Below are 13571 nucleotides of genomic sequence, written 5' to 3' on the forward strand. Positions count from 1 at the left end.
GGGTGAACAACAAGATCAAAGTGATAAAGCGTATGGCATATGGATTTAGGGACTCAGAATACTTTTTTCTGAAAATCAAGGCGGCCTTCCCCGGAAAGCCGCGATGAACCTGAAAAAAGGCCCTGACGGGCCTTTTTGACAAAGCGAGTGCGCCTTTCCCCTGACAGGAAGAGACACCCGACCACGCAGCAAGACAAAAATGGGGCCCTCGGCCCCATTTCTCATCACGGCAGATCAGTTGCAGCTCGCCGCGCCCTGATCGACCCAGACGGCGGCCTTGCCGGGCTCATCGCCCTTGGTCCAGTACTGGGCCTTCCACTTGCGGCCGTTGTGGCTGGTGACATCACCGCCGTTGTAGACCACTCCGGCATCCCAACCCAGTTGCACCTGGCTCACCAGTTTCCACTGATCGGCGGTGCGGCTCGGCTCGTTGCCCTGGGTCCAATACTTGGCCTGCCACACCAGTTGCTTGTGGCTCACCTTGTCATTGGTGTTGTAGACGGTACCAGCACTCCAGGCAGGATGGTTGGCCGCATCCGGATCGCTGGCCTCGCAGCCACCACCTGTACTGGCCGGCTTGACGGTCAGGCGGGTAACGGCTGTGGCATCCAGCGCCCCGTCGGTGACCACCAGGGTCAGATCGTAGGCCGTATCACTGGTCACGTTCGAGCCCGTGACCACCAGGGTCGCGCTGTCCAGACCGGTGGCGCTGAGTCCGGCCGGCACTGTCCACTGATAGCTCAGGGCATCACCATTGGGGTCGGAAGCGGTGGCCTTGATGCTCACCTGCTTGCCGGCCTCGACGGTCGCACTGGCCGGTACGCTGACCACGGGGGGCAGGTTCGGCTGCGGCGCCTTGTTGGTGACCACCACCTGATCCTTGGCCGAGAGCCCCTGATCGTCGGTCACGGTCAGCTCGAACACCAGATTGATGTCGCTGCTGACGGCATCCAGTACCACACGGGCCTTGGCCTGGGTGGCATCCAGCAGGCTGGCCTGGGGTCCGGAGACCTGTTTCCAGCTGTAGGTCAGCGCCCCGTTTTCCGGATCATGGGAGGCGCTGCCGTTGAGGGTCACCTCGGCCGGGCCGGTGGCACTCAGATCGCTGCCGGCATTGGCAACCGGCGGCTTGTTGACCGGCGGCAGCGTACCCTCGCCGTGGCCCAGCCCCTCGTGCATGGCGTTGAGGATGTCGCCGTTGTCCGCATCAATTTCCCAGGCGAACAGACCGCCGAGCTGGTTCGCCAGCACGTACTGCCCCTTGGCCTTGACCGAGCGGTCGTTGTCGAAGGTGATGAGGTCGCCACTGCTGGCCTTGAAGACATAGGGGGCCTCGGCCGACTCGTCATAGCCCTGCTCCCAGCCTGCGCCCATGCGGTTGTTGACGATGTCGCGGTAATCCACCACGCCATTTTCCCAGGTACCGCTCACCGGTCCGGTGGCGGTGCCGGTGAAGGGGTTGCCGGCCTGGCAGTTCTTCACTCCGGTCCAGCCACGGCCATACATGGCCGCCCCCACCACTATCTTGCCCGGTGTCACCCCCTGACCCAGCAGCGCCTTGACGCCCTTGTCGGTGGTGTACTTGGTGGCCGGATCCCAGCTGGAGGCAAAGAGGTTGGTCTGGTGGGCCAGATTCGTCAGGTCGAAGGCGCCGCTGAAGTCGTAGCTCATCAGGAAGATGTGGTCCATGTACTGCTGGGCCGCCTGATAATCCACCTTGGTAATCTTGTCACCGCCGGCGCTGATGGCCGAGGTCAGCTCATACTGGCGGCCGGTCTCGGCTTCCAGTTCATCGAGCATGGCTCGCAACTCCTTCATCAGCACCACATAGGTGGCGCCGTCATTCGGGCCGCCCAGGCTGGGGTTGGCCCCCTGTCCGCCCGGGAACTCCCAGTCGATGTCCACGCCGTCGAAGAATTTCCAGGTCTGCAGGAACTCTTTGACCGAGGCGACGAAGGTATCGCGCTTGGTCTTGTCACCCAGGAAGTAAAAGGGATCGGAGAGGGTCCATCCGCCGACAGACGGCAGGATCTTGAGGTCCGGGTGGGCCTGTTTGAGGGCCATCAGGTTGCCGAAGTTGCCCTTGTAGGGCTCATCCCAGGCGCTGAGGTTGCCCTGGGACATCTGAACAGCCGCCCAGGGATCGTGGATGGAGACCTTGAAGTCTTCGCGGCCCGCACAGGAGCGCTGCAACGCCTCGAAGCTGCCGGAGATCTCTTTGAGGCTGTCGTTGATGCCGTTGCCACCGCAGATGGGGGTGAAGCCGTAGAGGATATGGGTCAGGTTCTGGGCCGGGATCTTGTCCACGGTGAACTTGCGACCATAGACACCCCACTCCACGTAGTAGGCCCCCACCACCTTGCCGGACTTGTTGGCGTAGGGCTTGTTGTTCTCCTTGAGGGGCGCATTGAGCGGCGCCAGGTGGCTGCCGTCGGTATCGGCGACCATCAGCTCCTTCTTGTCGGAGAGGGTGCAGCCATCGGCGTTGCACAGGGCCACCTGCATCTGGTAACGCCCCCCCTTGGTGACCTTGAAGTTTGCGGTACCCGCGGCGGAGGCCGGGCCTGACCACACCTCCTTGCCATCCAGCAGTACCTTGGCGGTCTGTCCGACGTCACCGGACCAGAGGTTCCAGGTCACGCTCACGGGAGCGCCATCCTTGTGGACGGTCACCAGCTGGTTGTAGGCCGAAGCGGCCTGATTGACTTCAACGATGGCAAACTTGGTGGGGCCGGATCCAATGGTGGGTTTGCCCGGGGCAGCGGCGAAGGCGGAGGTAGTGCAAAGCCCCCCGACCAGAAGCGCCAGCAGGGAAAGTTTTGGACTTAACATATTTGAACTTCCTTATTTCGTTATTGGAATTAACAACGAAAAAGGCAACGCAACCTGCCAGGTAACGCAGACAACATCGCAACCATGGCTTGGCCCATGGACGATACAACCTGTGGTGGCCCCGCTATCCTAGGTACGCAGACCCTTAGACCGGAAGCTTTGCGTCCCGGACTTTCATCCGGTTTGCCTTTTTGCACAACTTGATTTGCGACAAAAATAATCGCCGAATGACTATAGAGGAGAGTCGCCCGGGTGCCACCTGCCAAAAGTGACACCCAGCAAGACTCAATTATCACCAATTACGAAAAATGGCGACGAAAATGGCGCTATCATCGGCGATCATGACGCCTGGATGGCATCCAGGAAATGTTCAGCCAATGCTCGATTCTGTGAGACCAGTCACTGAACCGGCATCAGCAGGCTGTTCATCAGGGCGCGCAGCTTGAGAGGTTTGACCGGTTTGCTCACGTAGCCGAAGCCGTGCTCACGGATCTGTGCCTGCAACTCGCTCTTGCGATCCGCACTGATGATGATGCCGCCGATACCGTTGCCGTGGGCCAGCCTGATCATGTGCAGCGCCTGCAACCCGGTCTTGCCGTCATCCAGGTGATAATCCGACAGCACCAGCGCAGGCAGGAAGCCGCCGCCGATGATCGCTTCCGCCTGCTCCAGGCTCTGGGCACAGCGCACCTCGCAGCCCCAGCGTCCCAGCAGCGAGGCCATGGCGATGAGGATATCCTCCTCGTTGTCGATGCAGAGGATCCTGACCCCTTCCAGCTGACTGTCTCGCAGGGCCGGGGTCGTCACCTGGCTGGGGATGACGGGCCGGGTCGCGAGGTTCAGGGTGATGGCAAAGACGGACCCCGCTCCGGGCCAGCTGCGCAGGGAGAGCTGATGACCCAGCACCAGCGAGATGCCGCGGGCGATGGCGAGCCCGAGGCCAAGCCCCTGCTCCCTGGCGGTGCGGGAGTGATCGAGGCGGGAAAACTCGTCGAAGATCGCCTCCTGCTTGCCCTCCGGGATGCCGGGGCCGTTGTCCCACACCTCGATGCGCACCTTATCCCCCATGCGGCGACAGCCGAGCAGCACCCGACCGCCGGGGTTGTAGCGAAATGCGTTGGTGAGGAAGTTCTGCAACACCCGCCGCAGCAAGCGCACATCGCTGTAGACCGCAAGGCGGCTCTCCACCACGGAGAACTGGATCCCACCGGCCTGGGCCAGCACGCCGAATTCCGCCTTGAGATTGTCCAGCACATCGCTCAGGGCGAAATCGAGCTTCTTCGCCTTGAACTTGCCCGCCTCGAGGCGCGAGATGTCCAGCAGATCCGTGATGAGATCCTCGGTCGCCCCCAGGGCGTCGTCGATGTGGCGAGCGATGCGGGCCGGTTCGTCCTCCGGGGGCAGCATCTCCAGCAAGGAGGAGGTAAAGAGCTTGGCCGCGTTCAGCGGCTGGGTCAGGTCGTGGCTCACCGCCGCAAGGAACCGGCTCTTGGACTGGTTGGCCCGCTCCACCTGCTGGTTTACCAGCAGCAGTTGGCGGTTGAGTTCGGAAAGCTCGTGGGTGCGCTCGGCCACCCGCGCCTCCAGGTGCTCGTTCGCTTCCCGCAGCACCCGCTCCGCCGCCCTGAACGGGGTGATATCGGTGAAGGTCATGACAAAGCCCCCCGCAGGCATGGGGTTGCCTTGCATCTCGATGACCCGGCCATCGGGACGCTCCCGCGCCGAGACATGGGGGCTACCACGCTTCATGAAGGCAACCCGCCGCGCCACCTGGGCCTCGATGTCTCCCTGGCCGCACAGCCCCTGTCCGGCGTTGTAGCGGATGATCTCCTCGATGGAACGGCCCACCTGAATGAGACCGGGGGGATAGGAGAACAGCTCGATGTAGCGTCGGTTCCAGGCCACCAGCCTGAGCTCCCTGTCCACCACGGAGATCCCCTGCCCCATGTGTTCGATTGCCCCCTGCAACAGGCCGCGGTTGAAGCGGAACATGTCGGAGGCCTCGTCCACTATGGTGGCGATCTCCTCGAGCTGCATGTTGCGTCCCTGCAGGGCGGAGGCCAGCACCAGGCGGGCGGACGAGGTACCGAACACCCCGGCCAGCAGTCGCTCCGTGTGAGCGATGAGCTCGGCGGAGGCCTGCATCTGGGGCGCCAGGGTGCCTCCCCGCTCGCCGGCGAAGCGGCCGAAGGCCCGCTTGACGCGGCTGGAACCGACGAAGCGGGCCGCCAGCATCTCCAGCTCCTTCACCGAGACCCGCGCATGATAGAGCGCCGAGGTATCCCGGCTCGTCTTGCCGACGAAGTTAGCGGCCTGCAGCCGCTCGCTCACCGCCGCCCGAGACAGCAGGGAGCCCGCCACATAGCCGACCAGGTTGAGCAGAAGACTCAGGAAGAGGCACCAGGCCCCCAGGCTCAGATCCCGCACCGCCGGCCAGTCTGGGGGCGCCAGCAGGGCTTCGAGAGGGGAGCCAGCCAGCAGTCCGCTCTCCGCCAGCAGGGTCACGAACCAGAGGCTGACCCCGAGGGCGAGCCCGAGATAGACCCCCTTGCGATTGCCATGACGCCAGTACAGGCCGAGCAGCAGGGCCGGTGCGAACTGGGCCACGGCCCCGAACGAAAGATAACCGATGCGCGACAGACTGGTGAGATCCCCGAGCCAGAGATAGAGCGCCCAGGCCGCCAGCAAAATCAGCAAGATGGCGCCCCGACGCACCTGCAGCAGCAACCGCATCAGGCGCTCGTCCCGCCCCTGTTGCCAGACCCGGCGCAGCAGGACCGGCAACACCAGATCGTTGCTCACCATGATGGCCAGGGCGATGGTGCAGACGATCACCATGCCGGTGGCCGCCGAGGTACCGCCGAGAAATGCCAGCATCGCCATGCCGTCGAATCCGAGGGACATGGGGAGGCTTATCACATAGGTGTCCGATGCCATGTCTGCCCCGACCCACTGCTTGCCTGCCAGCGCCAGAGGCCAGATGAAGAGCCCCATCAGGAAGAGATAGAGGGGGAAGATCCAGCGGGCCCAGTGCAAATCCTGCCCCTGGTTGTTCTCCACCACGGTCACGTGAAACTGGCGCGGCAGGCAGATGACGGCGCACATGGCGATCAGGGTGTAGATGGCGAGCTCCAGCAGACTGCCCGGCGTCACCGCCACCACCGCATCGAGGAAGTCGCCCGCCACCAGGGTACGCGCCTCGCTCGGTCTGGCGATGATGAGCCAGAGCGCAAAGCCCCCCACCGCCATGAAGGCGAGCAGCTTGACCACGGACTCGAAGGCGATGGCCACCACCATGCCCCTGTGGTGCTCGGTGGCATCCAGGTTGCGGGTGCCGAACAGAATGCTGAACAGGGCCAGCAGCAGGGTGACACCCAGCGCCAGCTCCGCCATGTTGCTGGTGGGGCTGACCCCCGTGCTGTTGGCCATCAGCAGATCGAGCCCGGTGACGATCGCCTTGAGCTGCAGCACCAGGTAGGGAAGTATCCCCATGACGGCGATGAGGCTGATCACCATGGCCAGGCGCTGGGACTTGCCATAACGAGCGGCGATGAAATCGGCGATGGAGGTGATGTGCTCGCGCTTGGCCACCAGGATGAGGCGGGCCAGCAGGCGCCAGCCAAACAGGAACACCAGCATGGGGCCCAGGTAGATGGGCACTGGCGACCAGGGGGATTCGCTGGCCTGGCCCACGGTGCCGAAGAAGGTCCAGGAGGTGCAATAGACCGCCAGCGACAGGCTGTAGAGCAGAGGCTGCCCCTTGGGGCGACGGCGCTTGTTCTTGTCCGCCACATAGGCGATGAGGAACAGCAAGCCCAGATAGGCGAGCGACAACCCGATCAGCAGCCATCCTTGGTGCATCTCTCTACTTCCCTTGTCCAGATAAGTCGGAGGCCTGCCGCGCCAGAGACCGGCAGACCTGTGTCATCGGCCCTGTTCAGGGCTCTCTTCGCGCAGCCGCAACACGAAGACCGGCAGCACTACCAGCACCATGATAAAGAAGATGCCGCCTCCCAGCGGCTCGAACACCACGCCGCAGATCGCCATCAGGGCCGCCACCGTCATGCCAAGACCCAGGGCCGCATAGAGCGCCTGGGTGGGGATCTGCTGCTCCGCGGGCAACTGGCGGGTCATGAAGCGGATGGCGCCGAGGTGACTGACGCAGAAGGTGACCCCGTGCAGCAGTTGGCCGAGCACCAGCACCGCCAGGTCGGTAGAACTGCCGAGCAGCACCCAGCGCACCACACAGCCAAGGGCCCCCACCAGAAACAGGGTCTGGGCGCCGAAGCGCTGGAGGAAGCGCTTGTCCGCGGCGAACATGGCGATCTCCGCCACCACTCCCAGAGCCCAGAGATACCCGATCAGGGTGCCGCTGTAGCCGGCGCTCTTCCAGTAGATGGCGCTGAAACCGTAGTAGGCCGCGTGGCTCCCCTGCAGCAGGGCGGTGATGAGCAGGAAGCGGCGCACCGGGGCCGACCTGAGCGTGACGAGCAGCGAGGCCTTGGCACGCTCCCCTTGCAGCTCCCGAGGGGCGGGTCGCAGCGGCAGCAGGCTGAGCCCCAGCATGATCAGCAGCCCGGCCACCATGGTGTGCAGCACCCAGTCGCTGCCAAAGTTGCCCACCAGGGCCCCCACCAGGGTAGAGGCAACGATAAAGGCGAAGGATCCGCACAGCCGCACCTTGCCGTAGTCGAGGTGGGTCTGCACCACCATGCGGGTGGCAAGCGCCTCTCCCATGGGCATCAGGGTCGGGTAGATGAAGTTGGCCGCCAGGGTCAGCACCACCAGCCACCAGAGGCTGTGGCCCAGATAGAAACCGAGGAAGGCCAGCAGACTCAGCAGACAGAGCAGCCGGGTGACGGGCAGCAACTGGCCGGCCCCCTTGACTCGCCCCATCACCATCAGGTTGCCGGCAAAGCGGATGGCCATGCCTACCCCCAGCAACAGCCCTATCTGTTCAGTACTCACCCCGATGCCTTCCAGCCAGAGCGACCAGAACGGCAGGTAGGCGCCATAAACGAAGTAGAAGGCGCCAAAAAACAGGGCTAACCAGGAGAACGCGGGCATAGGGGCTCGGCAGCGGGACAAGGGGCACAAATGATAACCGATTTCGGGACGGGGATCCCCAGGCGGCATGACAGATAAAAACCATAAATATCAATAAAGTTGAACCTTTGTCACATCCCCCTGTCTATTGGGTAACACCGCTTCCTGATGAGTGTTGCAATCCTTCCACCCGCCCCTGGCGGGTTTCTTTTTTGCAGACGCCGACCTTCATGACAAAAGGGGCCCGAGGGCCCCTTTTCCTTCATGCTGGTCCACGACCATCAGAACACGTACTTGACCCGTGCACTGAGGTTGCGGCCAGGCTCGGTCTGCTTGCTGGTATCTGCGGTGGCGGCAAGGCCGGTGATGCTCTCGTAGCTCACGTACTCCTTGTCAAACAGGTTGAACACCCCCACGTTGAGCTGCAGGTCCTGCACCGGCTTGAACTGGGCATAGAGATCCACCACGCCCCAGCCTGCGCTCTTGATGTTGTCATTGCCTCGCGCATCCTTGCCCACCTTGTCCATGTCGTCGGCGAAGCGCAATGCGGTGTTGATGTTCCAGTTCGGCTGCTCCAGACGCACTCCGACGCTGCCGTTCAGGGGGCTCAGGCTGTTGATGTAGTTGCCCTCGCCATCCTTGCCCTCGATGTAGGCCAGGTTGCCCCAGACGTTGACCAGCTCGTTCAACCAGTAGTCCGCCTTGGCCTCGGCCCCCTTGGTGGTCGCCTTGTCCAGGTTCTGGTACTGATAGAGGGCGGTACGGCCTTCGGTGCCCACGGCCGTCAGCTCGATGAAGTCATCGAACTTGTTGTAGAAGGTGGCCACTTCATAGCTGAACCCGCCACGGCTGCCGCGCACCCCCAGATCGATGCCGTCGCTGCTCTCTGGCTTGAGGTTCGGGTTGGGCTCGATGCGATAGCCATACGCCTGGTGGTTCAGGGTGGAGAAGGCGTTGTCATACATGGGCGCCTTGAAGCCGTGGCTGTACTGGGCGAACAGGTTCGCCGCCTCGTGCGCCTTGAACACCAGCCCCAGCTTGGGAGAGAACTCCCCTTCGGAGATCTTCTTCATGTTCTCGCCCGTGTAGGCGGGATCCTCGTCCGGGGTCATCTTGTAGTAGTCGTAACGCACGCCCGGGGTCAGCACCCAGCGCTCGCCGAACTTGATCTCGTCAAAGGCCCAGAGCGCACTGCGCTCGCTGGTGGTGGAGGGGAAGCTCAGCTCGTTGTAGCCGACGAAGTCACCCGGAACGGTCGGCCCCTTGAAGCGGGTGCGCTCGTTGTCGGTGTGCTCGTATTCCAGGCCCCAGGCCAGACGCTGGCTGGCGAGCGCCTTGTTGAACTTCACCTGGGCGCCCAGGCTCTCCTGCTCGAAACCGTTGTGATCCAGGGAGTTCTTGGTCACATAGGGGTTGCCCGGCATGACCGGATACTTGGACGAAGCGTACTGATCCAGGGTCTGCTTGGCGCGGCTGTAGTAGATCTTGCTGTCCACGCGATCCGCCCAGGGGGCGTTCAGGGCGAGGCCATGATCCAGTACCAGGGAGAGGTTGTCGGTCTCCTTGTCGGTAATGGGCTGGTTGAAGACGGAGCCCGCCTTGGTCAGATCGATGGCATCCGGATCCTGCCCCTCGGTGAAGTAATCCACCGTCAGTTTCAGGAACTGATCATCGGAGAGATTCCACTTGCTCTTGAACAGCACGGCCTGGCTGACGATGTCGAACTCGTTCTTGTCGCCGTCATAATTCTGGGTGACACCGCCATCGCGCCAGGTGTAGCGCAGCAGGTTCTCGACTTCCCCGGTGCGCAGCGCCCCCGTGATGCCGGCCATTCTCTGGTGGCTGCTGGAGGCATAACCCGTGGTCGCATCCAGATAGCTGTCGCGGCCCTTGAGGAAGTCGCCAGCATCCTTGGTGGTGATGGCAATGACGCCTCCCAGAGCATCGGAACCGTAAGCGGCGGAGGCCGGCCCTTTGGCCACTTCCACCTGCTTGATCATGTCGGTGTCGAAGTAGGTCTGACCCACGCCGCCATTCTTGTAGGCATCGTTCTGGCGCACACCGTCCTGCACCACCTTGACCCGGTTTTCGCTCATGCCGCGAATGGTGAAGGTCTGGGCATCTCCTGCGCCTCCCTGCACGCTCACCCCGGGCTCATAGCGGAACAGATCGGCGACGTTGCTGACGACCTGCTCTTCAATCTGCTCCGAGGTAATGACGGCGATGGGACCGGAAACATCTTCCAGCTTCTGTTCCATCCGGGAGCCGCTGACGACCATGACTTCATCGGCTTTCTTGTCTGCGGCGAAAGTGGGGGAGATCAGCCCGGCCGCCACGGCAAGGGCTATCAGGGAGGGGGTGTTGTTGTGCGCCACTGCAAAGTCCTTATTGAGAATTATTATCAAGTGGAAGGCATATTACCCCGCCAGAGACAAAGATCAATAATAAAGTGAATCATTCTCATTTCACTTTATCGTCATTCCCCCTTACACTGGCGCCACTTTTTCGCTCGCCATGCCGCCATCCCATGGTGCAGCCTTTTCCCATTCCCCTGTTTCTTGAGTGAGTAACCATGATCCGACGACTCCCCCTGCTCGCCCTGCCCCTGCTGCTGGCCGCCTGCGCCACCACGCCGCAGAACACCCCACCCGAGACCCTCTATGACGCACGGCTCGATACGGCCCAGGGGCAGGCGTTGACCTTCGAGCAGGCGGTGGCCCGGGTGGCGGATGCCGACATCGTGCTGGTGGGGGAACTTCACACTCACCCGGCCATCCATCTGTTGCAGGCCCGTCTGCTGGCGGGGCTTGACGAGACGTCGCAGGCAGATGGCCGGGCCCTGGTACTCTCCATGGAGCAGTTCAGCCGCGCCGATCAGCCGGTGCTGGATGCCTACTTGGCCGGACGCATCGGCGAATCGGCCCTCATTCGAGATGGCCATGCCTGGCCCAACTACCAGAGTGATTACCGCCCTCTGGTGGAGTTCGCCAAGGCGCAGCACCTGCCAGTGATCGCCGCCAATGCCCCCAAACCTCTGGTGAGCTGCGTCGGTCAGGAGGGACCGGCCTGGCTCGACAAACTGCCGGCCAATCGCCGCAGCCAGCTTGCCCGCGAGCTGACTCTGGGGGATGACGGCTACCGCCAGAAGTTCATGGCCTCCATGCACCATGGGGATGCGGACGGCAACGCCCGTCGCTTCGCCGCCCAGACCAGCTGGGACGACACCATGGCCGAAAGCATGGTGGATTATCTGGGCAAGCATCCCGGCAGGCGCATCATGCATATCGCAGGCAACTTCCACGTGGAGGGGGGACTCGGGATCGCCAGTCGCATCGCCAGCCGCAATTCGGCACTCAAGGTGGCACTCATCGTGCCGCAAACCGGTGACGAGACAGCCCCCGGGAGAGACGCAGACGTCAGGGTCCAGATCGCTCCCCTGCCGGAACGCTGGCTAAATGCAAAGGAAATGAAGCAAGATATGGGCGCACTGCATCAATCCCGAAGCCGTGACTGCAGCCAATGGTTGCAACCCTCAAAATAGCCCAAGGATTTCATATGGATGTGTTACTCGTCATCGACATGCAACAGGGGTTGTTCGATAACCCCCGCCATCAGGATGCCCAGGTCATCGCCAACATCAATCGTCTGGCCGATCGCGTGCGGGGCCAACACGGACGGGTCATCTATGTGCAACACGACGAACCGGGTTCCGAGCTGGAACCTGGCAGTGCGGGCTGGCAACTGCACGCCGATCTGGCCCCGTCTCCCCACGACAGCCGGGTGCGCAAGACTGCCTGTGACAGCTTCCTCGACACCGAGCTCGGCTTCCTGCTGGCAGAGCAGTCGGTAGACAGACTGCTCATCTGCGGCTGTGCCACCGACTTTTGCGTCGATACCACGTTGCGCAGCGCCGCCGCCAGGGGCTTTGACGCCTTTGCGGTGACCGATGCCCATACCACGGCGGACAGGCCGCACCTGAGTGCGGAGCAGATCATCCAGCACCACCACTTCATGTGGCGGCATCTGAGCCTGCCTCAAGGCAGAAGCGTGACCCTGCTCACGACGGATGAGCTGCTGGCCACCATCTAACCCGAGCGGGCGTGTTAAGCTGCCCGTCCTGATGTGAACACCCGATTGGAGTCTTGTGTGCGTCTACTCTCTGCCGTTGCCCTCACGCTGCTGTTACCGGCGCTCACCGCCTGCTCCGGATTGCCGGGGGCAGCACCCGATGGCCCGGCCCCCCTGTTCCACACCCATATCAGCGACGACGGGAGCAAGCGCTTCACCTTTGAGGCCGCCCCTCTCGACATCCTGCCAACCCGGTTGCAGGAGGGAGATGACAACCGACTGAGCCGCCGCGACAAGAGCCTGCTGGAACGCCGGGAAGCCCTGCAGGACGAGCAGCTCACCCAGATGCTGGCCACGCGCAAGTATTGCCGAAGCGGCTATATCGTCCTCAGCCAGACCTCCTGGAAGATCCGCGGAGAATGCAACGAGAGCGCCAGCCAGGCCGATCGCGATGCCTTCCCCAACCAGGCAGGCTGGCAGGAGTAACCCGGGACATAACAACAAAACGGGCAGCCCAGGCTGCCCGTTTCTCATCTCGCTAATTGTTCCCTCAAACGGGTTCATCCGCCGGGCTGGTCAGCTCGGCGCCATTGTCGATGCGTTTGTGCCCTTCCACCAGGTGAACGAAGTCCACCAGCTCGTCGCCGGAGACACGGAACGCCTGACCGAATCCCTTGACGAACAGTCCCTGCTCGGGCTTGAGCCTAAACAGCACGAAGTCCTTGAGGTTGGAGAGCCCTTTGACTATCTCGCCGAAGCGCCCTTCCAGCGCCGCAACGGCCTTCTCCCAGCGTGCGTCGTCGCGGGCCACCACCTCGGCGACCGCATCGAAGGTCAGACGCTTGCGGGCAAACAGCTCGCGGGCACCGGTTTCGTCCTCGATCAGCATCAGCGATACCTTGGGCACCTGTTGCAGGTTGCGGGCGTGGCGAGCTATCTCGGAGATGAGCACATAGTATCCATCTTCCTGCAGCACGAAGGGGGCATAGCTGGCATTGGGGTTGCCTTCGCCATCCACAGTGGCGAGCTGCAGGGTACGGCAACCGTCGCGGAACTCGCGGATCTCCGGTTGCAGGCGGTTTTGCAGGCGCTCCTGACGTTCACTCATGCTTTCACTTCCTCTTGATACTGACGGCGCAGGGCCATGAAACGCTCCACCTGCTCAGGCAGCAGTTGACGCTGCTCGTCCCGGCCCAGGTAGATCTTGAAAATGCAGCGGCCACTGTGGCCGAAGAACTGGAAGGAGTGCCCTTCCTTGCCCATGAAGAGCTTGCTGACCAGGGCGATGCCCGCCACGTTGTCGAGCTTGAGGTGGCCGTGCAGTTCGCCGTCCCGCCCCATCAGGTTGTAGTAGCCGCGCGCGTTCTTGCCCTTGGGGAAGGGAGCCTTCACCTCGAAGATGGAGCCATCGGATTCGACGATGGTGGTCACCTGCCCCCAGCTGGACAGGTCCGCCAGCAGGGCTTCGGCCTCCCCGGCCGGCACTGACGTCATCAGGGCGGCAGGCAGATGGCGTACCACCTCCCACTCGCTGACGGCCAGCTCGGTGGCGATAGTGGACGGGTGGGCACTGGGGTCTTGCTCCAGCAGCGCGTGAATGCGTTGTGCAATGCTCATCGGTTCTC

General features: G+C 62.8%; 10 protein-coding genes and 1 riboswitch. Of the genes, 4 read left to right on the top strand and 6 right to left on the bottom strand.

Annotated features, from left to right (window positions below):
* Positions 1–107: transposase (locus tag PG883_RS13875; RefSeq protein ID WP_201872345.1), on the top strand; the 107-nt coding region annotated here is incomplete at its 5' end.
* A 127-nt stretch (positions 108–234) separates the two neighbouring features.
* Here PG883_RS13875 and PG883_RS13880 read toward each other — a convergent pair.
* The 4 genes from PG883_RS13880 to PG883_RS13895 all read right to left on the bottom strand — a co-directional run bounded on the left by PG883_RS13880 (position 235) and on the right by PG883_RS13895 (position 10253).
* Positions 235–2832, bottom strand: a complete 2598-nt coding sequence (locus tag PG883_RS13880) for a glycosyl hydrolase family 18 protein (protein WP_270807325.1) — start codon at positions 2830–2832, stop codon at positions 235–237.
* A gap of 111 nt (positions 2833–2943) precedes the next feature.
* A riboswitch (cyclic di-GMP riboswitch) is annotated at positions 2944–3030 on the bottom strand.
* Between the two features lie 201 nt (positions 3031–3231).
* Positions 3232–6693: a hybrid sensor histidine kinase/response regulator gene (locus tag PG883_RS13885; RefSeq protein WP_270807326.1), complete on the bottom strand. Its 3462-nt coding sequence runs from the start codon at positions 6691–6693 to the stop codon at positions 3232–3234.
* A gap of 63 nt (positions 6694–6756) precedes the next feature.
* Positions 6757–7899, bottom strand: coding sequence for a 3-phenylpropionate MFS transporter (locus PG883_RS13890; RefSeq protein WP_103255048.1), 1143 nt, complete (start codon positions 7897–7899; stop codon positions 6757–6759).
* A 260-nt stretch (positions 7900–8159) separates the two neighbouring features.
* Entirely contained in the window at positions 8160–10253 is a 2094-nt protein-coding gene (locus PG883_RS13895) for a TonB-dependent hemoglobin/transferrin/lactoferrin family receptor (protein WP_201964166.1), read from the bottom strand.
* A 197-nt stretch (positions 10254–10450) separates the two neighbouring features.
* On the opposite strand from PG883_RS13895, the gene PG883_RS13900 reads away from it, so the two are divergent.
* Genes PG883_RS13900 through PG883_RS13910 form a run of 3 tightly spaced genes read left to right on the top strand, consistent with a single transcriptional unit; the run spans position 10451 to position 12432 of the window.
* On the top strand, positions 10451–11419 hold the full coding sequence (locus PG883_RS13900) for a ChaN family lipoprotein (protein ID WP_270807327.1): 969 nt from the start codon (positions 10451–10453) through the stop codon (positions 11417–11419).
* Between the two features lie 14 nt (positions 11420–11433).
* On the top strand, positions 11434–11967 hold the full coding sequence (locus tag PG883_RS13905) for a cysteine hydrolase family protein (RefSeq protein ID WP_052815191.1): 534 nt from the start codon (positions 11434–11436) through the stop codon (positions 11965–11967).
* A 57-nt stretch (positions 11968–12024) separates the two neighbouring features.
* Positions 12025–12432: a hypothetical protein gene (locus PG883_RS13910; protein ID WP_270807328.1), complete on the top strand. Its 408-nt coding sequence runs from the start codon at positions 12025–12027 to the stop codon at positions 12430–12432.
* A 64-nt stretch (positions 12433–12496) separates the two neighbouring features.
* On the opposite strand, the gene hutZ is transcribed toward PG883_RS13910, so the two are convergent.
* Together hutZ and hutX are read right to left on the bottom strand one after the other, a co-directional pair.
* On the bottom strand, positions 12497–13054 hold the full coding sequence (gene hutZ / locus PG883_RS13915) for a heme utilization protein HutZ (protein WP_010673228.1): 558 nt from the start codon (positions 13052–13054) through the stop codon (positions 12497–12499).
* Positions 13051–13563, bottom strand: coding sequence for a heme utilization cystosolic carrier protein HutX (gene hutX, locus PG883_RS13920; RefSeq protein WP_270807329.1), 513 nt, complete (start codon positions 13561–13563; stop codon positions 13051–13053). Before hutX ends, hutZ begins: the two co-directional genes overlap by 4 nt.
* Between the last annotated feature and the right edge of the window lie 8 nt (positions 13564–13571).

This window comes from Aeromonas sp. QDB25, from assembly GCF_027707725.1.
Lineage (GTDB): Bacteria > Pseudomonadota > Gammaproteobacteria > Enterobacterales > Aeromonadaceae > Aeromonas > Aeromonas caviae.